The 25611-nt window shown below is 63.6% G+C and carries 19 protein-coding genes; 8 read left to right on the top strand and 11 right to left on the bottom strand.

Annotation, left to right across the window (positions count from 1 at the left end; genetic code table 11):
• Positions 1–152 precede the first annotated feature (152 nt).
• A complete protein-coding gene (locus tag V3330_RS02510) occupies positions 153–1259 on the top strand; it encodes an efflux RND transporter periplasmic adaptor subunit (RefSeq protein WP_354693805.1) in 1107 nt (368 codons plus the stop codon).
• Positions 1260–1319: 60 nt separating this feature from the next.
• The gene (locus tag V3330_RS02505; RefSeq protein WP_354693804.1) at positions 1320–4355 is read left to right on the top strand and encodes an efflux RND transporter permease subunit; all 3036 of its coding nucleotides are present in this window, start codon (positions 1320–1322) and stop codon (positions 4353–4355) included.
• A gap of 86 nt (positions 4356–4441) precedes the next feature.
• Here the strand turns inward: V3330_RS02505 and V3330_RS02500 are convergent, their stop codons facing one another.
• Entirely contained in the window at positions 4442–4996 is a 555-nt protein-coding gene (locus V3330_RS02500) for a carboxymuconolactone decarboxylase family protein (protein WP_354693803.1), read from the bottom strand.
• Positions 4997–5266: 270 nt separating this feature from the next.
• Between V3330_RS02500 and V3330_RS02495 the strand changes: the two genes are divergently transcribed.
• Positions 5267–5848 carry a TetR/AcrR family transcriptional regulator gene (locus V3330_RS02495; protein ID WP_354693802.1) on the top strand — a complete coding sequence of 194 codons (582 nt, stop codon included), beginning with the start codon at positions 5267–5269 and terminating at the stop codon, positions 5846–5848.
• 189 nt (positions 5849–6037) lie between these two features.
• Here V3330_RS02495 and V3330_RS02490 read toward each other — a convergent pair whose 3' ends face one another.
• A complete protein-coding gene (locus V3330_RS02490) occupies positions 6038–7354 on the bottom strand; it encodes an amidohydrolase family protein (protein WP_354693801.1) in 1317 nt (438 codons plus the stop codon).
• Between the two features lie 132 nt (positions 7355–7486).
• Here V3330_RS02490 and V3330_RS02485 point away from each other — a divergent pair, with 132 nt between their 5' ends.
• The 3 genes from V3330_RS02485 to V3330_RS02475 are packed head-to-tail and all read left to right on the top strand — an operon-like array spanning position 7487 to position 11418.
• Positions 7487–8413, top strand: a complete 927-nt coding sequence (locus V3330_RS02485; protein WP_354693800.1) for an AAA family ATPase — start codon at positions 7487–7489, stop codon at positions 8411–8413.
• A gap of 19 nt (positions 8414–8432) precedes the next feature.
• Complete coding sequence (locus V3330_RS02480; protein ID WP_354693799.1) at positions 8433–9431, top strand: DUF58 domain-containing protein; 999 nt, start codon at positions 8433–8435, stop codon at positions 9429–9431.
• Positions 9418–11418 (top strand): transglutaminase TgpA family protein, encoded by a 2001-nt coding sequence (locus V3330_RS02475; RefSeq protein ID WP_354693798.1) that lies wholly within the window; start codon positions 9418–9420, stop codon positions 11416–11418. Before V3330_RS02480 ends, V3330_RS02475 begins: the two co-directional genes overlap by 14 nt.
• Before the next feature lie 51 nt (positions 11419–11469).
• Here V3330_RS02475 and V3330_RS02470 read toward each other — a convergent pair whose 3' ends face one another.
• The 9 genes from V3330_RS02470 to V3330_RS02430 all read right to left on the bottom strand — a co-directional run bounded on the left by V3330_RS02470 (position 11470) and on the right by V3330_RS02430 (position 21122).
• A complete protein-coding gene (locus V3330_RS02470) occupies positions 11470–11862 on the bottom strand; it encodes a nuclear transport factor 2 family protein (protein ID WP_354693797.1) in 393 nt (130 codons plus the stop codon).
• Positions 11863–12144: 282 nt separating this feature from the next.
• A complete protein-coding gene (locus V3330_RS02465) occupies positions 12145–12594 on the bottom strand; it encodes a DUF3237 domain-containing protein (RefSeq protein WP_354693796.1) in 450 nt (149 codons plus the stop codon).
• Entirely contained in the window at positions 12591–13919 is a 1329-nt protein-coding gene (locus V3330_RS02460) for a flavin-dependent oxidoreductase (RefSeq protein WP_354693795.1), read from the bottom strand. Before V3330_RS02460 ends, V3330_RS02465 begins: the two co-directional genes overlap by 4 nt.
• Before the next feature lie 203 nt (positions 13920–14122).
• Entirely contained in the window at positions 14123–14620 is a 498-nt protein-coding gene (locus tag V3330_RS02455) for a MarR family winged helix-turn-helix transcriptional regulator (RefSeq protein WP_354693794.1), read from the bottom strand.
• Between the two features lie 138 nt (positions 14621–14758).
• Complete coding sequence (locus V3330_RS02450) at positions 14759–15715, bottom strand: PepSY-associated TM helix domain-containing protein (protein ID WP_354693793.1); 957 nt, start codon at positions 15713–15715, stop codon at positions 14759–14761.
• Between the two features lie 81 nt (positions 15716–15796).
• Positions 15797–16774, bottom strand: coding sequence for an ornithine cyclodeaminase family protein (locus V3330_RS02445; RefSeq protein ID WP_354693792.1), 978 nt, complete (start codon positions 16772–16774; stop codon positions 15797–15799).
• A 74-nt stretch (positions 16775–16848) separates the two neighbouring features.
• Positions 16849–17982: an alanine racemase gene (locus V3330_RS02440; RefSeq protein WP_354693791.1), complete on the bottom strand. Its 1134-nt coding sequence runs from the start codon at positions 17980–17982 to the stop codon at positions 16849–16851.
• Complete coding sequence (locus V3330_RS02435; protein ID WP_354693790.1) at positions 17979–19796, bottom strand: DUF885 domain-containing protein; 1818 nt, start codon at positions 19794–19796, stop codon at positions 17979–17981. The genes V3330_RS02440 and V3330_RS02435 overlap by 4 nt, the downstream gene beginning before the upstream one ends.
• Positions 19797–19934: 138 nt before the next feature.
• Positions 19935–21122 carry a DmpA family aminopeptidase gene (locus tag V3330_RS02430; RefSeq protein WP_354693789.1) on the bottom strand — a complete coding sequence of 396 codons (1188 nt, stop codon included), beginning with the start codon at positions 21120–21122 and terminating at the stop codon, positions 19935–19937.
• Positions 21123–21361: 239 nt separating this feature from the next.
• Here V3330_RS02430 and V3330_RS02425 point away from each other — a divergent pair, with 239 nt between their 5' ends.
• Together V3330_RS02425 and V3330_RS02420 are read left to right on the top strand one after the other, a co-directional pair.
• Positions 21362–25048 (top strand): prolyl oligopeptidase family serine peptidase, encoded by a 3687-nt coding sequence (locus tag V3330_RS02425; protein ID WP_354693788.1) that lies wholly within the window; start codon positions 21362–21364, stop codon positions 25046–25048.
• 29 nt (positions 25049–25077) lie between these two features.
• The gene (locus V3330_RS02420) at positions 25078–25611 is read left to right on the top strand and encodes an RNA polymerase sigma factor (protein WP_354693787.1); all 534 of its coding nucleotides are present in this window, start codon (positions 25078–25080) and stop codon (positions 25609–25611) included.

Here is a 25611-nt window from a genome sequence, read left to right as displayed (position 1 = left end):
CTGATTGCGGAACAATGTGGTTTATACTGGCTGGCTACCGGGTGAAATCGATGGCTGAGTCGCGAGGCTGCGGGTTTCTGCTGCACGACTTCCGCTGAACCTGGCCTGCACAGACCGTTTTTGGTTTTTTGCTTTGAGGGATTGATACCGACGTGATCAGGAATCTCGCATTGATGCTCGTGTTTCTGGGCATCGTGTTCGGTGGCATTTTCGGTTGGAAATACCACCAGGCCCAGAAAATGGCGGGCGCTCGGGGCGGCATGGCAGCCGTGGTTTCCACGCAGCCCGTGCGCGAAGAGTCCTGGCAGGCCAAACTCCCTTCGGTCGGTACGGTCACTCCCACCTATGGCGTGGTGGTTTCCAGCGAAGTCGCCGGCATCGTGCGCGAGCTGGGTTTTGATTCCGGCGCAACGGTCAAGGCGGGCGACCTGCTGGTGCAACTCGATGCCGAAGTGGACATCGCCGAGGCCGCCGCGCTGGAGGCGGAGCGCAAACTGGCGGAACTCACGCGTGACAGGCTGCTTCGGATCGTCAATGAAAACCTGGGTTCACGGTCCGACCTCGACGAGGCCGAGGCTCACCTGGAAGCCATGCGGGCGCAGGTGGCTGCCAAGCAGGCCACGATCAACAAGAAATCCGTGCGCGCGCCGTTCGATGGAAAACTCGGCATCCGGACATTCAATCGCGGTCACTACCTGGGCGCCGGCGAAGAAATAGTTGAACTGGTCGCGCTGGATCCGATCTACGTGGATTACACGCTGCCGGAACGCTATCTCGCGCAAATTGAAGTCGGTCAGGATGTGATTGTCCAGGTGGCCGCCCGACCCGGCCAGGAATTCAAGGGCACCATCAACGCGATCAGTCCCAGTATCGAGCGGGCCACCCGCAGTGTGCCGGTGCGGGCGGAATTCGCGAACCCCGAGGGGTTGTTGCGACCGGGCATGTTCGCCGACGTCACGACCGTGCTGCCGGCCCGCGATGCCGTGGTGACCCTGCCGGAACGGGCCATCACCTACAACCCGTACGGCGATTCGGTGTTCGTGGTCGAGGACGGTGAGGGCGGGCAAACGGTTCGCCGCGTTCAGGTCAGAACGGGTAATGTTTCCGATGGGCGGGTGGAAATTCTCAGCGGTCTCGAGCCCGGAATGGAAGTCGTTACCGACGGCCATAACAAGTTGCGCAACGGTCAGCCGGTGACCGTGGACAATTCCTCCCTTCCCGATGAAAACCAGGCCGCCGGGCTCGTGGCGCCGTCCTGATGTCCGGCCACCCGATTTCGGCCGCCGAAAATACCAGACCGATCCGATAGCGCCCGCCTGATGAAATTCACGGACATCTTCATTCACCGACCGGTGCTGTCCAGCGTGGTCAGCCTGCTCATTCTCGTCATGGGCGCACGCGCGCTCGGGGAACTGGAAGTCCGTGAATATCCGGAGACCAGTAACACGGTGGTGACGGTCACGACGGTCTATCCCGGCGCCAGTAGCGAGCTTATCCAGGGATTTATCACCACGCCTCTGCAGCAGGCGATGGCCGAGGCGCGAGGGATCGACTTCCTGGTGGCCCGCAGTACCCAGAGCGTTTCCACGATCGAAGCGCACATGGAGCTGAATTACGACCCGAATGCGGCAGTGGCTGAGATTCAGGCCAAGGTTGCCAGCCAGCGCGGTGTGCTGCCGGCGGAAGCCGAGGATCCGGTGATCGATGCCACCACCGGGGACGACGTGGCGCTGATGTATCTGGTATTCACATCTGGCGCGATGTCTCCCTCGCAGATTACCGATTATCTTCTGCGCGTGGTGCAACCGGCATTGCAGGCGGTGCCCGGGGTCGCCAAGGCGCAACCGTTCGGGAACAATGCCTTCGCCATGCGCGTGTGGCTCGATCCGCTGCGGCTGGCGGCTCACGACATTTCACCGCAGGAAGTGTCCTCCGTGCTGGCCGAGAACAATTTCCTCGCCGCGGTGGGGCAGACCAAGGGCCTGTACGTGACGACGGATCTGGGCGCCACGACCGACGTCAGCACCGAAGCGGACTTCCGCCGTCTCATTGTGCGGCACGACGGCGACACGCTGGTCCGGCTGGAAGACATCGCGCGCATCGAGCTGGGGTCGGAAAGTTACGATGCGACGAGCTGGTTCAACGGCACTCCGGGTGTGGTGATCGGGGTGGAGGCCGCGCCGGGATCGAACCCGCTGACCGTGGCCGAACGGGTTCACGAGAAGCTGGCGGAGATCAAACCCCAGCTTCCCGAGGGCCTGGAGTCCATGGTGGCGTATGACGCCAGTGTCTACATCAACGACTCCATCCGCGAAGTGTTCAGCACGCTGACCGAAGCCTTGCTGATCGTGCTGGGCGTGATTTTCCTGTCGCTGGGATCACTGCGCGCCGCCATCGTGCCCGCGGTCGCCGTGCCGCTGTCGCTGGTGGGTGGCGCGCTATTGATGCTGATGATGGGGTTTTCGATCAATCTGCTGACCCTGTTGGCCATGGTGCTGGCGATTGGCCTGGTGGTGGACGACGCCATCATCGTGGTGGAAAACGTGCATCGGCACGTGGAGCTGGGCAAACGGCGCTTCGAGGCTGCCATCATCGGCGCGCGCGAGATCGGGCTGCCGATCATCGCGATGACCACGACCCTGGTGGCTGTTTACCTGCCCATCGGATTCATGGGCGGCCTGGTCGGGACCCTGTTCACCGAGTTTGCCTTTTCGCTGGCCGGTGCGGTATTGGTCTCCGGCGTGGTGGCACTCACCCTGTCACCCATGATCTCGTCCAAGGTGCTCACACGCCACGGAGAGCCGGGCCGCTTCGAGAAGGCCGTGGAGCATTTTTTCAACGCCCTGGCTGATGCCTACCGGCGGCGGCTGAGCGCTACCCTGGACTACAAGCCGGTGACCCTGGTATTCGCCGTCGTGGTGCTGACCAGCATTTACTTCATGTTCGTGACGACCCCGGCGGAACTGGCGCCGGTGGAAGACCAGAGCGTGGTGTTCATGCAGGGGCGGTTGTCGCAGACGGCGACCATCGAATACAACCGGTTCTACACCCAGCGGTTGCGCGAGGAACTGCAAACCATTCCGGAAGACCACAACACCTTCCTGTTCCTCGGCCGGGGATCGCCCAATACCACGTTTGGCGGATTCAAGCTGAGTCCACCGTCCGAGCGCGAGCGCTCGGTGATGGAAGTGATGCCCGAGGTGCAGGCGGCGGCCAACCGGGTGCCCGGCATTCAGGCGGCGGCTTTTCCGCGGCCGACCCTGCCCGGTGCCGCTCGGGGGTTGCCGGTCCAGTTCGTGATCACCACCGCGGCGGACTTCACGGAACTCGACGCGGTGGCCAACCAGATGCTCGGTGCGGCGATGCAGAGCGGCAAGTTCGGCTTCCTGCAGAAGAGTGTCGAGTTTGCGCGGCCGCGCACGACCCTGGTGGTCGACCGTGACCGGGCCGGTGACCTGGGCATCTCGATGGCGGCGGTGGCGCGCTCTCTGTCGACGATGCTGGGCGAAGGCTACGTCAATCGATTCAATCTGGAAGGCCGCAGTTACAAGGTCATTCCCCAGGTCGAGCGTTCCGCCCGGCTGAATGCAACCATGCTCGATGAATACTACCTGCCGACGGCCAGCGGCGAGCAGGTGCCGCTGTCCACTCTGGTGGGTTATCGCGACACGGTCGAGCCCAGTGCCCGCACCCAGTTTCAGCAGCTCAACTCGGTAACCCTGCAGGGGGTCGTGGCGCCCGGCACTTCGCTCGGCGAGGCGCTGGCGGAACTGGAGACTCTGGCGGCGGACATCTTTCCGCAGGGGTTCACCTACGACTTCGACGGTGAGTCGCGGCAGTACATGGAGCAGGGCAGTTCGCTGATCGTTACCTTCTTCCTGGCGATTCTCGTCATCTACCTGGTGCTGGCCGCCCAATTCGAGAGCTGGCGCGACCCGTTCATCATTCTGGTGTCGGTGCCGATGTCGATCGCCGGCGCGCTGATCTTCATGACGCTCGGATTCGCCACCGTGAACATTTACACCCAGGTCGGGCTGATCACTTTGATCGGACTGATTTCCAAGAACGGCATCCTGGTGGTCGAGTTCGCGAACCAGCTGCGGGAATCCGAAGGGCTCAACCGCCGACAGGCGATCGAGAAATCCGCCGCGATCCGGCTGCGCCCCGTGTTGATGACGACCGTGGCCATGATCATGGCCATGGTGCCGTTATTGCTGGCCAGCGGTCCGGGTGCGGTCAGTCGCTTTCACATCGGTCTGGTGATCGCCACCGGCCTGGGGATTGGCACCCTGTTCACGCTGTTCGTGCTGCCGGCCGTCTACCTGATGGTGACTGCGCCGCGGGCCCAGTCCTGACGGGACCGCGTGGCCTGGGATTGAGGTGAAGGGCGGTAGCGGCCCTTGAGGGAGAGAGACGGGTTCGGACCGCTACCGCAGAAACATCATGCCGCCTTTTGCCACTCCAGTTTTCTGAACGGTGCATCCACCGGGGTGTTGGCCAGGTGGTTGGTGTAGTTCGACATCACCTTCTGTGACAGGCCCAGGATGATTTCCAGAATCTGCCGGCGGGTGAAGCCGGCATCCAAAAACGCCTGAATCGCTTCATCGTCCACGTTGCCGCGGCCGCGCGTTACGTTCAGGGTGAACGTCCGCAGCGCTTCCAGGCGTGCATTGGGCAGTGGCGTCTCGTTGCGCAGCGCTTCCGAAATCTCTTCACTGACGCCCATGCTCTGCGCGATGAAGGTATGCGCAGGAACACAGTAGTGGCATTCGTGCTCCACGTTGATGGTCTGCCAGACCACGGTCAATTCGTCCTTGTCGAAGCTGGAGTTCACGAACAGTTCGTGCACCGTCTGATAGGCCTCGAGCAGCCCGGGAGCTTCGGCCATGACGGCGTGCAGGCCCGGAATCATGCCGTAGGCTTGCCGGGATTGGGCCAGCAGGGGTTTGCTGGCTTCAGGTGCGGTTTCCTGGGTGTGCAGGGTGAATTCAGTCATGTCGTTCTCCGGGTGGTTGGTGGTGGGTGAATTGTTTAAACCGATCGGTATAGACTAACTTTGTTTAAACCGATAGGTCAAGACAAATTTCCGATTTTCGCCGGCTGGGTTCACAATTAGGTTTAGAATTTATATAGAGTTACAGATAAATTAGATAGTTATAGTCATTTCTGAATGCTCTCTTGTAGACCTTAGGAAAAAGGTTATTTAAACCATAAAGTCAAAACATGGTAAGATTTCGCTGAACTTCAGACAGGAGGCGTGGCGAATATGCCGTGGGAAAAATCATTTGATGAAGAGACGGCCCTGGAAAAAGCCATGCAGGTGTTCTGGGACAAGGGCTATGAATCGGCCTCGATCGCCGACCTGATCGAAGGCACGGGTCTCAATCGCGGCAGTCTCTACAACGCGTTCGGCGGTAAACGGGATCTGTTTCTGAAGACGCTGACCAAGTACGACCGGGAGACCCGACAGGCCTGGCTCGCGGAACTCGAAGCCCTGGATGACCCCAGACAGGCGCTGTCCCGGTTCTTCGATGGAGTCGTTGAACAGACGATCGCGGACCCGGACCACAAAGGGTGCTTTCTGGTGAACACCTCACTGGAGTTTCCGGCGCATGATGAAGAAGTGCGACAGTTCGTCGCCAAAGGCCTCCGGGAACTGGAAGGATTCTTCCGGCGTTGCATCGAAGTCGGGCAGGCGCGTGGTGAGATTCGCGCGACCCTGGAGCCGCAGGTCGGCGCCAAAACGCTGGTCGCCCTGCTCGTTGGCATCCGTGTGCTCGGGCGGGGAGTCGGCGATGAGTCCACGCTTCAGGCCGTCGCCGATGAAGCCAAGCGTTTGATCGACTGAACCTGCACGGCCGATCTTGTCACTTTCGTTCCTGCCGCAACCGGCGCTTCACGCGGCGCCGGATGTGGTCATGCCCGTAACCGGACACCGATCATGAACCCAAACCGTCAATACACTTACGGCGCACACTGCGTCCCCGGATGTCGAGCCCGCGCTCGAGGCGCCCGAGCCGTCAATCTGTAAGGCGCCTTACTGACCGTCCTGATGGCTGCGGTCGATGACCAATTGGCCGGCTCGCACGACCGCCACGAGCCGCCGCGTATTGGAAATCCCGGTCAACGGGTTGGCGTCGAGGATAACGAGGTCGGCTGAAAAACCGGGCGCGACCGCGCCGTGGGTTTCGCCTTCATGAAGAAAATCAGCGGGTGCGGTGACCGCGGCGCGCAGAGCCTCCGCGGGACTCAGTCCCGCCCGCACCAGCCATTCGAGTTCATCGTGCAGACTGCGGCCGGGAACCAGGAACGGATTGCCGGCATCAGTGCCGGCGAGCAGGGGAATGTCCCGGTCGGCCAGCAGGGCCGTGAGCGCGAGCGCATGGCGGAACCTCGCCTCCCGGTCGTCGAAGCGACCACCGTCCCGATCGTTGCGGTGGCGCGCCGCCTGCTCATTCCACTCCGCGCGGAGGGAGGGCGGCAGCCCGGCCAGTTCGGGAGGAGGCGATTCCGCGTAGCCCGGAATCGAATTGGCGCGCAGGGTGACCAGCGTCGGCGTGTGGAAGGTGCCGTTGCGGGAAAAGGCGGTGATGGCGGCGTCGCAAGCCGTTGCGGGTGCGGGACGGCAGAACTGTCCCAGTTCGTCGCGCAGATGTTCCATGCTGGCCATCCCGGCGGCCGCGGCCTCGGCCAGCGTGACTTCCGCCGGGACGTGTCCGGCGATGGGTAATCCGAGCCGGGTCGCGGCCGCTGCGGCGGCGAAGAACGCATCGCGTGGCAACAGGGTGTAAACCTTGATGAAGTCCGTGCCGTGTGCAGCCAGGCTTTCGACGGTGGTGACGGCTTCAGCGGCATCTTTGACGGAACGGGAAACACCGGGATGCACGGGTTGTGGGCCGTCCAGCATGGGACCCGCAGCGGCAATCCGCGGGTAAGCCGCCGGGTCGGACCTCGCGCGGTTCCGGAAGCGGTCTGTGACCACGGGATCGCCGCCCATGTCGCGAATTCCGGTCACGCCCCAGGCCAGGAAGCGTGGCAACAGGTCGGCGGCGATCGCATCGTCCCACAAAACGTGAACGTGCATGTCCCACAGGCCCGGCATCACGTAACGGCCCCGGCCATCGAGCCGGCGGGAAGCATTGGCCGTCCCGGGTTCCCTGTTCGCACGCACGGCTTCGATGCGGTCGCAGCGGATGACCACGTCACGATTGGCTTGCACGGTGCCGGAGCGTACGTCGATGACCGCGATGTCATCCAGCAGCAGGCTGTCGGTTTCCGTACACGATCCGCCCGCGGCTGGCCCCGGCGCCAGCGCGGTGGTGATCAGAAGAGCGAGGAGTGGAGCGCTTCTCATTGACTGACATCTTAGGGCCGGCGGCAGAACATCTCCACCGCCATGCGGTCTGAATGCCTGGCCGCCCGCATGACGTCGAGCCAGCCTGTATTATTCGTCAGGTTTCCCAATGGATTGGCAGAGGACTGTGCCGTGAGCGTATCAAAAGGAAAGCTGGACTCGATCGTCGATGCGGTCAGCTCGGTGTTGATCGGCAAGGAGGCGGAAGTGCGGGTCGCGCTGGCGTGCCTGCTGGCGCGTGGGCATCTTCTGATCGAGGATTTGCCCGGCATGGGCAAGACCACGCTCGCCAACGCGATGGCCAGGGTGCTGGGGCTGGAATACAACCGCATCCAGTTCACCAGCGATCTGCTGCCGGCCGACATCGTCGGTGTTTCGGTCTACGACCGTAACGAGGCCGCGTTCCGTTTCCACCCCGGGCCGGTGTTCTGCCAGCTTCTGCTGGCGGACGAGATCAATCGCACCACTCCGAAAACCCAGAGCGCACTGCTCGAAGCGATGGCTGAAGGGCAGGTCACGGTCGAGGGCAAGACACGCGCGTTGTCGACGCCATTTTTTGTGGTGGCGACGCAGAACCCGATTCAGTACTCGGGCACGTTTCCACTTCCGGAATCCCAGCTCGATCGCTTCCTGATGAAGATCTCGCTGGGCTATCCGGACCTGGCGTCAGAAAAGCACATACTCACCGGCGGCGATCCCCGCGGGCGGCTGGTCGATCTCGAGCCGCAGATCTCGATCTCCGAACTGCTTGACCTGCAGGACGAGGTCGAGGCGGTCAATGTGGCCGAACCCGTGGTGGACTACCTGCAGCGCCTGATCCATTTCACGCGGACCAGCGAGGTTTTCGAATACGGACTGTCGCCACGCGCCGGGCTGGCGATCCTGCAGTCGGCCAAGGCGATCGCCCTGCTGGACGGACGCACCTTCGTGATTCCGGAAGACATCCAGGCCGTTTTCCCGGCGGTGGCCATCCATCGCCTTCAGGGCACGGGGCGGGGACACGACAGCGGCAGCCGGGTCCTCATCGACAAGGTGCTGGACTCGGTCGACGTGATCTGAGCGCGACGGAAGGCGAGCCATGCATCCGCTGAAACGCGCTCGGGAGTACTTCAGAAGGCGCTATCGCCGTTGGATCGACCGCCGCACCCGTCCGGTGGACGAAGCGCTGCTGGACCACCGTCGGCTGTTCATATTTCCATCCCGGGCCGGATTCGGGTTTCTCGCACTGGTGGCCGCCTTGTGGCTGCTGGCAACCAATTTCGAAAACAACCTGATCTTCGCGCTGTGCTTTCTGCTTGTCGCACTGTTCGTGGTCAGCATTCACTACACTCATGCCACGCTTACCCGGTTGCGGGTCAAGCCGGTGCGGGCGGAATCGGTGTTCAAGGGCGAGGAAGCCGCGGTCGAGATTTGTTTCAGTCAGGATAAAAGGCGTGCCCGTGAGCAGGTGCTGTTGCGTTTCGCGCGCGGGGAGGCCTTGATGGTGAACGTCGATCAGGCCGGGGACAGTTTCGTGACGGTGCTGGCTCCAACTTCGCGGCGCGGCTTTCTCGATCCGGGCTTGTTGACCATCGAGAGCTATTATCCGCTCGGTCTGTTGAGGGTATGGACGCATCTGCGATTCCGTTTCGATGCGGTGGTCTACCCCGCACCGGTCGCGGACCTGGCCGCGCCGGCCGAGCGGCGCGGCACCGGTGAAGGCCACTTCGCCGGCTCGGCCGGCGCTGAAGATTACGTGGGTCTCAAGACCCATGAGGCCGGCGAATCCTTACGGCATGTGGCGTGGAAGCAGTACGCACGTGAACAGGGGCTGTGGTCCAAACAGTACGGGGATCCGGTGGACAGTCGGGTGTGGATCGACTGGGCTGACTATCCTGGTATGGATACCGAGCAGCGTTTGTCGCGCATGGCCTGGCAGGTCTGTGAATGCGCATCCGGAGGGCGTTTGTACGGTCTGCGGCTGCCGGGGACCGAAATCGAGCCCGATCAGGGTGTGGCGCATCGGCAGAAGGCGTTGCGCCTGCTTGCGCTGCATGGCCTGGGCGACGCGGCGGGAGAGAACGATGCGGCGGCCTGACTGGCAACTGTCGCGTAACGGCCTGTTCTGGGTCCTGCTCGCCTTCGGGGGCGTGGTCGTGCTGCATGCGGACCACTTGCCTGTATGGGTGATTGGGCTTTCGGCGCTGGCCTCTGTGTGGCGCATCCTCGAGTACCGGGGCACGGTGCCGTTCCCGCCCTGGCCACTCAAGGGCGCCCTGGTGATTGGCTGCATGGCGGGGCTGGTTCTGCAGTATCGCACCATGCTGGCGCTCGAGCCCATGGTGTCGATGCTGATTGCCGGCTTCGCCCTGAAACTGCTGGAGATGCATCACAAGCGCGATGCCGTGGTGCTGGTCTACCTGGCATTCTTCACCGCCGCCGTCGACTCGGTGTTCACCCAGGAGGTGTTCCAGTTCGCCGGAGTATTGACGACTTTCGTCATCGCCGTTACCGCGCTGGTCAGCATCAACCAGGCACGTAGCCGGGGGTTCTCCGCGGGAACTTCAATGATCGCACTGCGGATGCTGGCGACGGCATTGCCGCTGATGCTTGTGCTGTTTCTGGTGGTGCCGCGGTTGGGCGCGCTGTGGTCGATTCCCGGGCCCAAAAGCCAGGCCCGGACCGGCATCAGCGACGTTATGGCGCCCGGCGATTTTTCCCAGCTAAGCCGTTCGGATGAACTGGCGTTTCGCGCCCGGTTCGATGGTCCCATCCCGTCCCGCTCCGCACTGTACTGGCGCGGTCTGGTGTTTTCGGAATTCGACGGCCGGGAATGGTCGCAGGCGGATCTCTACGGCCCGGATGCGGCCTTTTCGCGTCGCGGTAGTGACATTGAGGGTATCGAGCGGCACGGGCAGGCCGTGCGCTATACGATCACTCTCGAACCGACCTACAGCCACTGGCTGTTTGCGCTGTCGACGCCGGCGACCGGCGAACCCGGCGTTCGCCTGTTGCGCGACTCGCGGCTGGTCAGCATCGATGAAGTGACCCTGAAGCGGGGTTACGACATCCGTTCCTGGCTGGATTACCGGTTGGATCCGGAGGGACTGCATCCCAATCGGGAAGCGCTGGAACGCGCCATTCCCAGAGATTCCAATCCCGAGACCGTGCGGATCGCCCGGCAGTGGGCCGCCGAGGCGGGTTCACCCGAAGACCTGATCGAGCGCGTGCTGCGGCTGTATAACGAATCTTTCGTTTACACCCTCGAGCCGCCGCAGCTGGGCGAGCACACGATCGACGAGTTCCTGTGGCGCACCCGGCGGGGCTTCTGTGAGCATTTCGCCGGTAGTTTTGCGTTCTTCATGCGGGCGGCCGGCCATCCGGCGCGAGTCGTCGGCGGCTACCTCGGCGGTGAGGTACACCCCACCGAGAATTTCGTCACGGTGCGGCAGTACGACGCGCACGCCTGGGCCGAGGTCTGGATCGAGGGACGTGGCTGGGTACGGGTGGATCCCACCGCCGCGGTCGCGCCCGAACGCGTGGAAATGAGCGTGGCCGACCTGTTCGCCGACGATGACTGGTTCCTGGCCGACAGTCCGCTCAGCCTGGCGCGATTCCGCCATTTCGGGCTGGTCAACTGGCTGGTGCTGCAGATGGATTACGTGGACTACGTCTGGGGCACCTGGGTGCTGGGCTACGACAAGCGGCAGTTCGAATTCCTGCAGGATCTACTGGGCCGAATCACGTTCGCGCGAGTTGGCTTATTGTTTCTTCTGGCCGTGGCGTTGTCGGCGCTGCCGTACCTCCTGGTTCGGTGGGTTCAGGCGCACCGGGAAAAGCCGGATCCGCGAGATGTGCTGATCCGGAAGTTCTGTGACAAGCTGGCCCGGGCGGGCTCGCCGCGGCGCAAGGGAGAGGGCATCCTGGATTTTGCCCGCCGCATCGCCGCGCAGCGGCCGGAACTGGCCCCCGCTGCCCTGGCCATCGCCGAGGCGTACGCCGCCAACCGATACGATCCGGACGGACCGGCCGGTTTCGCTGATCTGCAACAGGCTGTGCGGAGATTTCGAATCCATGGGCGGTAGGATCCGGAACGAATAACTGGCCTTGGCCTGAAATTCGTTCGGGGGCGCGATTTACGGCTGGAGTGGCCGCTGATGCAGGACGGTGTCGGTGTGCTGCTGGAACTCGGCAACTTTGCCGTCTTCGAACTTCCACACGTGCGCAAAGGGCGCGCTGAACGACTTGCCCGTCGCCTTGTAGGTTCCGCTGTACTGTCCCAGCACCACGACAGTTGAGCCCTGCGCGACGAATTCCTCCGGGACCGCGGCGTAGCCGTCCCACTCGGCCCCGATTTTCATGAAGACATTTCCCAGGACAGCATCCGGCCCCACCGAGACGCCGCCATACGGTCCGCCTTCCGCCTCACTCCAGCGGATGTCCGGTGCAAACGATGCGACGATGGCGGGAACATCGCCTGCGGCGAATGCCTGATAAATACCACGCACGGAGTCAAGATTCAGGCTCATGAGATTCTCCCATTTGTAAAATTGGGGTCAGAGTAAAGGGACAGAGTAAACGGACAGAGTATACCGGCACGTCGAAAGTTTGGTTCAGGATTGGTGTGCTTTTTCTCGGATTGTCATCGCGATCAGAACAAGCGCTTGTGCTGACACGGTGCCGGTCGTCTGCAATTACCCCAGCCGTGGATGCCGTTGGCTTAAGCAGAAATGCCGTGAGCTGCGTCGATTTACTCTGTCCCTTTACTCTGTCCCTTTACTCTGACCCCATTCTTGTGGTGAATTGGTTTGTCAGGGGACTTCGAATACCTCGATGAGCACGCCTTGTTCGTCCCGGTGGCCGGTTCCGATGGCGAGAATGCCGTTGAGCCAGGCGTGGTCGCCGGGCGGGCACTCGAAATGAAACGACTGACGAAAGTAGATACCTGGGGGTTCGGTGGTATCGTTTTTTCCGGGGCGTTGCAGCGCCTTCGGGTAGGCGTGGCGCAGCCCCAGTCCCCTCAACAGAAAGCGGGTTCCGTCGTTTTCCTGGAGCATGATTCGAACATCCAGTTCCGCGACGTGGTCGGTGCGGACAAGCTGGCAGTCGGCTCCGCCGGGCAATAGGGTGCCCGACAGGTGTTTGCCGGTGAACTCTCCGCCGCTCACCGGCATGTAGCGCCGGTCGCCGTAGGGTCCCTGGTTAGCCGTTTGGGACTCACCCACCAGAGCGCGAAGCGTGAACAGGTGTTCGAGGTTCACGACTCGAGCATTTTTCCGCAAGGGCTGTTCGCCTGATTCCCGGTGCTTTTCGAAATGCCCTCGAAACGTGCTCCGGCGGGGATGTAGGGCGGGCTCTCGTTGGTACTGCGAATGCCGAACCCGGCGATGGCCTTGTAGTTGCGCGAGTGCTCTTCCATTTCCTCGTGGGTAATGACGTCGTGGATATCGTCGAACTGGCCGCCGCAACGTTCCTCGACGATATCCAGGATCTTGTCCGGTCCCGCCACACGGTTGGTCAGGATGATGCGGGACGTGGCCGGGCGCATTTCCGTTTCGTAGGCTTCCAGCGCCGCGGGAGTGAGGCCCAATTCGAGGAAGCTCTGGCCAAGTTTGCGTGCGTCGATGATCCCGGCGCCGGTGCCATTGGAGCCGACCGGGTAAGCGGCATGTGCCGCGTCGCCCATCAGGCTCACGCGTCCTTCGGTCCAGCGGTCCAGGGGGTCACGGTCCACCATCGGGTATTCAAATACCTTGTCCGACGCCTCGATCAACGCCGGGGCGTTCAGCCAGTCAAAGCGGAAACCGTCGAAGCGGGGCAGGAAATCGTCGGTATTCGCCTCGCGATTCCAGTCTTCCTTGTTCCATGCCGAGTCAGGGTCGTAGTTGAGGGTTGCGATCCAGTTGATCAGGGCCTCGCCGGATGCCGGGTCGGGCTTTGAAATGGGGTAGCTGACAAAGCGCAGTCCGTCGTGGCCAACCATCACCATGGACGCGCCGGTCAGAAACGGGCGGGACCGGGAGGTGCCGCGCCACAAGATCGTGCCGCCCCAGCGGGGTTCGCCTTCGTCAGGATACATCTGTGCGCGGATGGCCGAGTGAATGCCGTCGGCCCCGATCAGCAGGTCACCCGTGACCTCGTTGGTCTCGCCCCGGACCGACTTCAGGCGCAGCACGGCTTTGCCGTCGCGGTTCTCGAACCCTGTGGCCGACCAGCCCGTGCTCACGCAATCGGTGCCGGCCCGCTTGATCAGTTCGTCGTAAAGCATCATGTGCAGCTTTCCGCGGTGCACGGAATACTGCGGCCAGCGATATCCGGCCCATTCACCGCGTGGTTCGGTCCAGATGTGCAGGCCTTTCTTCGTGTACATCCCGTAGTCGCGTGTACGTATTCCCACCTCATCCAGCCGGCTCTCCAGGCCGAGTTCGAACAACTCGCGGACACAGCTGGGCTGAAGGTTGATGCCCACGCCGAGCGGCTTGAGCTGCGCGGTGGATTCATAAATACGAAACGGCACGCCGATCTGATGGCAGGTCAGGCCAAGCGCCATTCCCGAAATGCCACCGCCGGCAATCAAAACGGACATGGCTTCTCTCCGGACTCCTGCATGGGGTTGTGGGCGATGACGATGAAGCATTCGCCGATCGTCCATTTTCTTGATGAACTTATTTAGTTTGACAACAAATAAATGGATATGCAACTAAATGGCGGTCGGTTGTCGCGGAAACGTTCGGGTTTTTGTCGCCGGCGGGGCAGAGCCGGCGTGATCGATCGACGAACCGGTCGTGCTCAGTCCGCCTGCGACGACAGACGCGCGAACACGTCGTCCAACTCCCGCAGCAGGCGCCGCAATTGCTGTGCCTGCCGTGATCCGAGTTCTTCGGCGAGCCGGGCTTCCAGGGCCCTGACCTTGGTGTCGAAGCGTGCGGCCTGTCGATGTCCGGCCGGGGTGAGATAGAGTTCATGCGCCCGCTTGTCCGCCTGGCTGCGCCGGCGCTCGGCCCAACCCAGTTCCTCGAGCTTGTTCAGGAAGGGAACCAACGTGGATGTATCACGCCGAATGGCCGCCGCCAGGGCCTTTTGTGTCAGCCCGGGATTTTTTTCGATCAGGGACAAGGTGGTGAAGAAACCCGGGCGAAAATCGTCACCCATGTACTCCTTGAAGTAACGTGCCGTCGCGATGAACGTGCGCTGCAGCACGATGCCCAGCATCTCATCGAGATCGCCGAACTGCAGATCGTTATCGCCGGGTTCGGGTATGGGTGCTGGTTTTGATTTCGCGGTCATGTCCGGATTCCGGGGGTGAACTTTTGTGTCGCGCGACCAACGTTCCGATTCATGGGATTATCGCATCACTGTATCGCAGTTTGGCCGACCGAAGTCAGCTCTCGATGGCGGACTCTCCGGCAGTGCATTTTCCTCCTGTCAATCATCCTGTGCGCGTTTGCGGCGTCCCCGTAGCCGGTTCCACCACATGGTTGCGCCGGTGGCGATCATGATGGCCGGGGCGAGGCCGAACAGGGCCCAGACGGCCTTGGTGGTCTGGTCGCAAAGACCGGGGCCGTCGCAGGGGATGCCGATGCCGTTGATGCGGCCGAAGTGCAGAAAGGCCAGCCAGTACAGCACGCGATCGACCAGCCGGGTGCCGGCATTCTCATCGGTGACGGGTTGCAGCCAGTCGGCCACCGCGTGAAACGCCGGCGCGAAACACAGGTAGAGGCCGCTGACGACGAAAGTCAGCATGAAGGCGTAGCTCCAGATGCCGATCATGCTGTGGATGTCCCAGACCTGCCGCTTCCAGCCGATGCCGCGGTGAACCACCAGGCTGCGCCGCCAGCGCTTGATGCCGGGCCACCAGATCACCAGCCCGGTCAGCAGAATGAGCAGTACGCCGAATGCAACGACGCCATTGAGGGTGCGCCCGGTGGAGCCGGAAAGAAAATCGGCATGAAGCTCCATCAGGCCGGTGATCAGGGTCATTCCCAGTGGGGTGGCCTGGCCGACGTCCTCGCCCGACCGCGGATCGAACAGCCGCTTGCGCAGCGTGTCGTCGCGAGCCAGCCAGATAACGACTGCCTGCTCGGGGTTGGACGGACGATGAAGGCGTCGGATGGAATAGCCCGGGTGGGTCCGCTCGGCTGCCGCCGAGAGTTCCTGATCGCTCAGGATTGGCCCCGGTCCGGTGGATAGGATGGGCTCCGGCGTGGCCGCGACGTACAGCTCGTTGCGATAGACGAGGACGCTGCCCGACAGACTGATGAACCCGATGTAGAGACCGAGGCTGATCGCGGTCCAGCGGTGGACCTGGAACAGCAACCTGCGCAACTTCAGCTTCTGCGGCTGGCGCTGCCAGGTCCGCCAGGCGGAGCGTTCCCGCGCCATCAGGAATCCCGGCCCGCCGCCGCAAGGGTGCGTCCCGAACGGGGGGCTGGCCGGGCCGGCACTTCGAGCCTCCGGTGTCGGTCAGAGCTCAACGGTGCTGCCGAGCCCCCGTTCACGCGCCAGTTCGAGCATGGCGCGCGCCACGGACAGGTCCTGGATGGCGATGCCGGAGCTGTCGAATACGGTGATCTCTTCGTCGTCGCGGCGTCCGAGGTCCGGCTGCCGGGTGACGCGGCCCAACGGACAGATTGTATCGGCGGACGGGATGATGCCGGCCGCGAAGGCATGCTGGAATTCGCCGATGGCCACCGATTGCGCCGGCAAGTCGGCAAACCAGCGGGCGCGAGCCACGAGGTCGGTATCCAGCTCCTGCTTGCCCTTGCTGTCCGCGCCCATCGCGCAAACGTGCGCGCCAGCGGCGACCCATTCACTGCGCACGATGGGCTGCGTGCTCGGTGTTACGGTGGCGATGATGTCCGCACCCTCGACGGCTTGCTGCGCCGAGGTGAATTCGAACGGAATGTCGATGTCGTCGAGCTGCCGGGCCATCCACTCGGCGCGGCCGGTGGAGCGGGTGTGGATACGGATCCGGCTGAGCGCCCGCACCGCCGCGACGGCGCGGATTTCATGTTCGGCCTGATGGCCCGCGCCGATGACGCCGAGCACGGATGCATCCTTGCGGGCCAGGTAATCGACGGCGATGGCATTGGCGGCAGCGGTGCGAAAACCGTTCAGATAGGCGGCGCCGAGGATGGCCATCGGAAATCCGGTATCGGGATCGAGCAGGATGATGGTCGATCCGTGCGCCGGCAGGTCGTGTTGCCCGTTGTCGGGCCAGTAGCTGCCGATTTTCAGGCCAACGGTCGCGCCGGCCGAGTCGGCGCCGGCCTTGACCCCGAACACGTCCTGTGGCGCCAGGCCGGTACCGAAGGTCACCGGAAAAACTTCGGCTCGATCTTCGGCGATGGCTTCGAAGGCTTTTTTAACGGCTTCGTAGGCGTTTTCGCGGGTCACGATCTCGCGAATCGCGGATTCCGGGACGACGGTAACAGTGCTCATCTCATACGCTCCTTCGTAAAGGGGGTCGTCAGATCGGCATACACGGCGACTGCCGCATACGGAATGGGGCGTCTTCACCAGCCAGTGGTTTTATCCCATTCGGCCAGAATTTCGGTGCCCGTGCCGCGCACGACATGATAGCGGTCGTACATCGCGGCGGTCATGCAGGCGTGGTTGGGCAGGATTCGCAGGCGGGAACCGATGGGTGCATCCTGCAGTTCGGGAATCCCCCGCGTGCTGATTTCACCATGCTCCTGATGCACTTCCGCGACATGCGCCGTGGGCGCCAACGCCGTTCCGTCGATGCGGAGAATCCGCCCATAGCCCGAGTCAGGCGCCGATTCCACCCGTGAACGGTCCTTGGACAGGGCGAGGCCGCCGGCGTCGATCACCAGGCGATGCTCTTCGGGGTGTCGGCTAATGGTGCTGGCCAGAACCGATACCGCGATGTCATCGTGTCCGCAGGTCCCCAGACCCGCCTGGAACAGGTCGCCAAACAGAAAGACGCCTGCCCGCACTTCGGTCACGCCTTCGAAGGATTCGCCAAAGCGGGCCGTCGGCGTTGAACCGATGCTCACCTCGGGACAGGGCAGGCCGGCGGTGCGCAGCACGTTGGCCGCGATGACGGCTGCCTGCCGCTCTTCGTCGGCCACCGCGCGGACGCCGTGCGGATCGGTGCAGGAATAGGCGTGGCCGGCATGGGTGAGCACCCCGCGCAGGTCCGTGTGCGATCCGTCCCGAAGCGTTTCACCGGCCCCGACGAACGCCGGATCGGCCGCGGAAAAGCCGGTGCGGTGTTCGCCGCAGTCCACTTCCAGGTACACGCGGAACGCGACCCGCTGGTCCGCTGCGTAACGCGCAAGCGACCGGGCCACCTCCAGCGAGTCGACGATGACTTCCAGCTGCGCTCCGTTGCGGATCAGTCGGGCCGCCCGGTCGAATTTGCTCGGAACGATGCACACCGGGTACTGGATGTCGGTGAATCCGTTCTCGAGAAAGTACTCGGCTTCCTTCAGGGTGGCGACCGCGATGCCGCGGGCGCCGCGGTCCCGGGTCAGGCGGGCGACCGTGGCCGATTTCGCGGTTTTCAGGTGCGGGCGCAAGGCCACCCCATGGGGTTGCAGGCTCTGCACCATGCCGTCGAGGTTGGCCTCGAGCCGGTCCAGATCGAGGACCAGGGCGGGCGTTTCGAGGTCATTCAGAGTCATTGCGCCTGCTCGCTGCGGCGGGCGATCCAGCGCTCGATGTGCTGGCGCAGCGCGACCAGTGGAATCGCTCCCGGAGCCAGGATCTGGTCGTGGAATTCACGAATGTCAAACCGGTCGCCCAGGGCCTCTTCGGCTTCCCGGCGCAGCGCCAGGATTTCCAGTCCGCCGGAATCGTAGGCGGTCAGCTGGCCCGGCAGGATCGCGATCCGGTCCACTTGTTCCACGGCGGTGGATTCGGGGAAGCGGTTGGCCGCGATCATGAATTCAACCGCTTCCTCCCGGGTCCAGCCCAATAAATGGATGCCGGGGTCGACGACCATGCCCCGGGCCGGCCAGGCTCGCCGCTGAATCGGCCCGGTGACGGTTTCGTACAAATCCATTTCTTCGGCCAGCCCTTCCGAGTAGCGGGCCCAGCCCTCGCCAGGGCCGGCGAACCAGAGAATCTGCGAAACGGGATGCAGGTCCTCGACGGACTGGGCGACGGCGACCTGCAGGTGGTGGCCCGGCCAGGTTTCGTGGAAAGCGGTGGACTCGGCCGCGCCGAGGGTCTGCTTTTCGGGCTCGTGGAGTGGAATGCGGTATTCACCCGGGCGGTCCGGGGTGGGCGGGCGGTAGTGCGCGGAACGCCCCGTGCCCTCCTCGTGCTCGGGAAACGGAATCACCTCCACCGGCTGCCGCGGCATCGTGCCGATCCAGTTGGGCATTTCGGCGTGGGCCCGCTCAACGGCGTCACGCGAGAACTGCAGTAACTGTTCTTTGCTCTCGAAGTAGTCATCGGGATCGGCCTTGACGTGGGCGATGATGGCGTCGAAGTCGTCGAGTCCGTAGGCTTCCTTGCCCAGTTCGATGACCGTGGCCTTGTTGGCTTCGACCGTTTTCTGTCCCAGTTCGAAAACGTCCCGGCCCGAACGATCCAGTGTCGTATAGCTGCGCAGCGAGGCTTCATAACACGCTTCGCCGTCCGGGTTGGCGGTGACGGCGAGCGCTTCTCGCGCCTGGTCGAGGTACTCGTCGGCCAGAAAGTCGCGGTAGCGCTGCAGAGCGGGGTAGACCGATTCGGCGACCAGGGTCCGGGTGGCCTCCACGAAGTCGGGATCGGGATCGCGAACAGCCGGTGAGTAATAGGGTGAATCCTCGATGTCGAGGGCCAGCAGCCCGTCCACCTGGTCCAATACGAGTCGAACCACGGAGCGGGGTGATGAATAGCCCTGGGCCAGGCCCTGCCGGGCGTTTTCGATTTCCTGGTCCACGTAGGCCGAGAATTTCCCCCAGCGGGCCAATGACTGCTCGCGCAGCTCCGGGCTGCCGACGGGTTGCAGTTCCGCGATCAGCGCGTATCCGGTCTGCCAGCCGTCCATCTGATTGACGTTCCACCATTCGAATCTGCACACGCGCAAATCCCTCGAGGATTTCAGGGATTGCTCGATGTAGGCGAGAGTCAGCCACTCGGGCCTTCCCGCCAACGCGTTTGAATCCACCGATTCCAGGTCGTCCAGCAGGTTATCGATGACCGATTCCGCTTCGAGGCGGGCGGCGGGGCTGCGGTCTTCGATGCCATCGTGGCGGTCGATCTCGACCCCGGAGAAGTAAGCGATTTGCGGGTATCGGCTCAGTAACTCGGAGTAGTACCGGTCCGCGACGTCCGTGACCGTTTCCGCCATCGCGGATACGGAATCCCCGGATTCGGCAATGGCTTCGGCGGCGGGTTCAGTAGTGGCTACGGCTTCGGACGTCGGTTCGGACTGTTTCTGGCAGGCCGTGACAAAAATCGCCAGCAGGGAGGCCAGAAGAAGGGTTCGAGTGGCGTGGGACATGCGAGGCTCCTGGCTAGAAATGACGGGAAAACGGATGAACAGGTTCAGCGGGCCCGTTCGACCGGCGGTGATGCGGCCTGGCCCGTGCGCCTTCGGGTGCGAGCCTATACCGCCGGGCTTCGATCACGGAGCGCGACATCATTCGACGGGTCCTTCATGCGGGATGAACAGGGTGCGGACCGCATCGTGCGGCAGGGCCGGAACCCGCATTCCGGCCACGCCCGTCATCGTCTCGGCAGCCACCATGGCATTGACGATGGCTTCCTCGGTGGCCTGCACAGTGGCATGAAACACCGCGCTGAGTCGGTTGTTCGGGTACATGTCGATTCCGGAGGGTTCGTTCTCGTCGATCCGCCCCGCGTTCGCGGTGGAAAAGGCCACGAAAATATCGCCGGACCCGTCTTCGCTGACCGCGCCCAGCCGGCCCAGGGCCAGGGAGGGCCGCTTCGCCACGCGGCGCAACTGGTGGGGCAGCAGTGGCGCATCGGTGGCCACCACGATGATGATCGATCCGTCGCGAATCGGAGCGGTGGTGGTCTCCCGCGTGGCATCCTCGCAGTAGGGATACCAGTCCACGTGCCGTTCGACTGCGGGGTCGGAAAAACACTGCTGGCCCAACGGGAGTACCTGGTCCACGTCACGGCCGGCGAGCCGGAAGCCGCGACCGCTCCAGTTGTAGTTGCACTGCACCAGCACGCCCACGGTATAGGTCTTGCCATCGTGATCGAATCGTCGCGATGCGGTGCCGATGCCGCCCTTGAAGCCGTTGCAGATCATTCCCGTACCGCCGCCGACGGCGCCTTCCTCGACCTTGCCCCCCGTTGCGGAGCGCATGGCTTTGAGTGCGGCTTCAGCCGTTACGTGAAAACCATTGATGTCGTTCAGGGCACCGTCGTAGGTTTCCGCGACCACGGGTGCGTGCCAGTCGGCCGGCCAGCCCTTCTCGACCATCCAGGCCACGGCGGCGTCCCGCACCACGCCCACACTGTGGGTATTGGTGATGGCGATGGGGCCGTCGATCAGGCCGCGCTCTTCCAGCCAGGTCGTGCCGGTCATCTCGCCGGATGCATTCAGCGTGAACCAGCCGGCGAAGACGGGATCGGTCGATTCGCGCCCGCGCGGGTGAACGACCGTGACCCCGGTTCGTACCGGACCCTCACCGACGATGAGTGCGCCATCGCCTTCGATCAGGGTGACATGACCGACTTCAATACCCGCCACGTCGGTGATGGCGTTGAGTTCGCCGGGTTGTCCATCGAAGGGAATGCCCAGGTCGCGGGCTCGTGGAGTATCGGCATGAAGGTTTGGAATTGCCTGTAAAAACAAAAGGCAGAGGAGGGGAGTGAAGGTTCTTGTTGTCGTGATCAGCATGCATCTGCCTCTGTGATTTTCGGAGCTGACGACGCGCCATCATATACGCGAAGTCCGCGGACGTCAGCGTGCCGCTTGAAAAATATCGCCGCCGTTGCCGTTTTGACTCGAATGAACGCTGCCGCTAGAGTCTGCCGTCTTCGCCGTTCCGGTCGCGCCGGAAATAAGCGGCCAGCCGCGGGAGAGGGAATCCCATGAAGTACAGAATCCTGCTTGTCCTGGCCGTTGCCACCTCCTTTGTTTTCGGGACGAGTCGCCCGTCGCTGGCGGACGACTCGCCGGCGCCGGGACTCACGGTCGAAGAGATCGTGACGTTGAAGAAGGTGCGGCAGGCGGTGTTGAGCCCGACGGGCGACCGGGTCGCCTATCTGCTGGAAGTGCCGCGAACGCCGTACCTCGATGAAGACGGGTCGGCCTGGGTCGAGTTGCACGTGGTCGACCTCGCGGGACACTCGCGCCCGATGTTCACTGGAAAGGTCAATGCGTCGTCACCGCAATGGTCGGCCGACGGAGACCGGGTGTATTTCATCGCTCGCGAGACCCCCTTGGATCCGTACGTCAGCCTGCTGTCGGTGCCGGTATCCGGTGGCGGCCCGACCGTGGTATTCCGGCCCGCGCGGGACATCGGCGCGCTGCACCTGTCACCGGACGGGCGAACCGCTGCCTTCCTCGCAACAGCGGAACCCACCGCCACCCAACTCGACCTGGCCCGCGCCGGTCTGACCGCCAGCGCGCACGATGAATCCGCCGAATCGGTGCGCGTCTGGCTGGTGGATCTGGAGAACGGGACCGTCGCCGCGCCGTACCTGCCGGGCTCGGCATCGGATTTCGCCTGGTCTCCGGACGGTTCGCGCTACGCGGTGGCACTGGCGCCCTCACCGATGGCGGATGACTGGGAATTGAACCGTGACATCGTCGTGGTCGAAACCCGCGATGCATCCCGGCGGCATGCGCTGGGCGTGATCGGCAAGCTGGGCGCCTTCGCCTGGTCTCCCGACGGCCGGCATATCGCGTACATCGCCGGCTCGGAGCGGAGCGACCCCAATCCCGGCCGCCTGTTCGTAAGGCCGGCGGGTGGCGGGGAGCGGGAGGAGTGGTTGCCTGAATATCCGGGCCAGGTCGAGGCGCTCGCCTGGTCCGGTGCGGACACGGTGACCTATATCGGTTCGCTCGGGCTCGACCGTGAAATCGCACGGGTGTCGGGCGAATCTTCGCGGCGGGCCCCCGTTTCCGGACCGGGGGCGCAAACCATCATCTGGCAGTCGATGGACGCACATGCCGACCTGGCGACCGTCGCCGCGGTCGGTCACACGCTCGCCCATCCGGCCGAGGTATACCTCATCCAGGACGGGGAACCGCCGCGACGGCTGACCGACTCGAATCCGCTGCTCGCCGAGCGTCGTCTCGGCCGGCAGGAAGCCATCCGGATTGCGGCGCGCGACGGCGTTGAGCTGGACGCCGTGGTGATTCATCCCGTGCCGGATGCCGGCCACGATCCTGCTCAAAGCGCTGAGTGGCACGCGGCGCCGCTGATCGTGTTCGCGCACGGCGGGCCGGAGGGGCACTACGGCAACGGCTGGCTTTCCGGCTATGACGAGCCGGCGCAGGCGCTGGCCGCGCAGGGGTTCCGGGTGGTCTTTCCCAATTACCGCGGCAGTACCGGCCGGGGGGTGGCGTTCTCGAAAATGGGGCAAGGCGACCCGGCGGGCGCTGAGTTCAATGACCTGGTCGACACCCGTCAGTACTTCGTTGACCGGGGGCTGGCGGATCCCGATCGGGTGGGAATCGCGGGCATTTCCTATGGTGGCTATGCAGCCATGTGGGCGGCCACGGCGCAAACCGATTATTTTGCCGCCGCGGTTTCCTTCGTCGGCCTGAGCAACCTGGTTTCCGCCTTCGGAACCACGGACATTCCCGGCGAAATGCAGGTTTCACACACCCGGGCCTGGCCCTGGGACGACTGGACCGCCATGCTGGAGCGCAGCCCGGTCTTTCACGCCGGCCAGTCGCGGACCCCTTTGCTGATTTCGGGTGGCGACTCGGATGAACGTTTTCATCCCGCGCAGTCACTGGAGCTCTACCGTCACCTGAAGCTCCGAACCGAGACCCCGGTGCGCCTGGTCACCTATCCGGGCGAGGGTCATGGCCATCGGAACACGGCGGCGCGGTACGATTACGCGCTGCGGCTCGAACGGTGGATGAACCACTACCTGCAGGGTCCCGGCGGCGAGCCGCCCCCGTTCGATATCGGACATGGATCCCGCCTGCTGACCCGAAACGCCGCAGATGCCTCGCCGATCGAGGGTGGGCCTCCGGAATACGACCTGGTCATTCGCGGCGGAATGGTGCTGGACGGGCGTGGCAATCCGCCCACGCGCGCCGACGTCGCCATCGACGACGGCCGGTTCGTCGCGATGGGTGAGGTGCCGGGTCGGGGGCTTACCGAACTCGACGCGCACGGCCGCATGGTGTCGCCGGGCTGGATCGACATGATGGATCAGTCGGGTGAAACCCTGCTGCGCAACGGCCTGGCCGAGAACAAGCTGTTGATGGGCGTGACTACCGCATTTGGCGGCGAAGGCGGTACACCGGTGCCGGCGAAGGAGATACCGGAATATTTCGCGAGGCTGGAGGAGCAGGGCATCAGCCTGAATTTCGGCAGCTACTACAACGCGTTTCAGGCGCGCGAAGCGGTGGTCGGTGAAGCCGATGTCGCGGTAACCGAGGCCGACCTGTCACTCATGCGCGCTGAAATGCGCCGGGCGATGCAGGCGGGCGCCGTGGGCATGAGCAGCGCGGCGTTCTATCCGCCGGCATCGTTCATGAGCACGGAGGAACTGGTCGAGCTCGGCAAAGCCATGGCGCCATTCGGTGGCATTCACGCGGCGCATCTGCGTGACGAGAGCCGGCATCTGCTGGAAGCCATCGACGAACTGATCACCGTCGGTGAGCAGGCCGGCATCCGGGTGGAGATCTTCCACTTCAAGAACGCATTCGCGCCCAACTGGGGCCGGACGGTGCACGAGGCCATCGAACGCATCGAGGCTGCGCGCGCCCGCGGCGTCGATATCGGCGCCAACCAGTATCCCTACATCGCCGGCGGCACCGGGATCGATGCCACCGTTCCGGCCTATGTTTTCGCCAACGGCCGTGACGACGGCATGGCATTGCTGGCCGACCCCGTGCAGCGGCAGCGGCTGAAAGCGGAAATCGCGGATCCGCGATCGGACCGCATGGTGATGAACGCCGGCGGCTGGCAGAACATCGTGTTGATGAGCGCTTTCAGCGAACGCTACGAACCGTTTCAGGGGATGGATTTCGTGCAGATCGGCCGGGCGCTGGAGCGGGACCCGGCGGACGCGGCCTGGGACATCATGCTGGAAGCTCTGCCGCGCCGTGCGAATGCGCTGTACTTTTTGATGTCCGAGCCGGATGTGCAGACGATTCTGCGCCAGCCGTGGGTGTCCATCGGCAGCGATGCCGGAACCAGTCTGGTGCTGGGCCGGCCTGACGACATGGCTTTGCCGCACCCGCGCACCTACGGCACCTTTCCGCGCATCATCGCCCGTTATGTGCGTGACCTGGGCTTGTTTGGCCTGCCCGAAGCCGTGCGCCGTATGACCTCCCTGCCGGCGAGCCGGATGAGCCTGGAAGACCGCGGCGTCATCGAACCGGGCCGCTGGGCCGACGTGGTGATTTTCGATGACCGTTCGATCCGGGATACGGCGACCTTCGAGGAACCACTGCGCGTGCCTGCGGGCATCGATTACGTGCTGGTGAACGGTGAAATCGTCGTCGATCACGGTCGTCATACCGGCGCCAGGCCGGGCCGGGTGTTGTACGGCCCCGGTCACGACCCGGCGGCCATGGAGCGCTGGTAACGCCGGGCCGGGTAGCTTAGTCTGTCGCGATGGAAGGCGTTTTCATGGAAATTCGCTCGTCGCTGATGCGCTTCGTTTCGCGCTACTTCAGGCATCAGCAGGCTGCGGTCGAGGACGTCGTCCAGGAAGCCTACGTGCAGGCCCTCGAAGCGCAGCAGAAGACGGAAATTCGTAATCCCCGGGCTTACCTCTATCGCGCTTCCCGCAATCTCGCGCTCAAGGAACTGGAGAAGAGCATGAATCGGCTGACCGATTGCGTAGAGGATTCGGTGCTCGAATCGGTCTCACCTCATGAAGCCGGGCTCGATCACGAATACGAGGCTCGTCAGAAATTCGAATTGTTCTGCCGCGCGGTGCGCTGCCTGCCGGTCAAGTGCCGGCGGGTGTACATCCTGCGCAAGGTCTATGGATTCACGCAGAAGGAGATCGCGCAGCGCCTCGGCATTTCGGAGAAGACGGTGGAAGCTCACATCGCCAAGGCCGCAGTCCGCTGCACCGATTTCATGGATGCCAGCGAGAACCGGCCGGTGCAGCCTGTGGTCCGTACCGGCAAAGGATCCTGA

This window comes from Elongatibacter sediminis, from assembly GCF_037892215.1.
GTDB classification, from domain to species: Bacteria; Pseudomonadota; Gammaproteobacteria; order Xanthomonadales; family SZUA-36; genus Elongatibacter; species Elongatibacter sediminis.
This window is presented reverse-complemented; position numbering and strand designations above follow the sequence as displayed.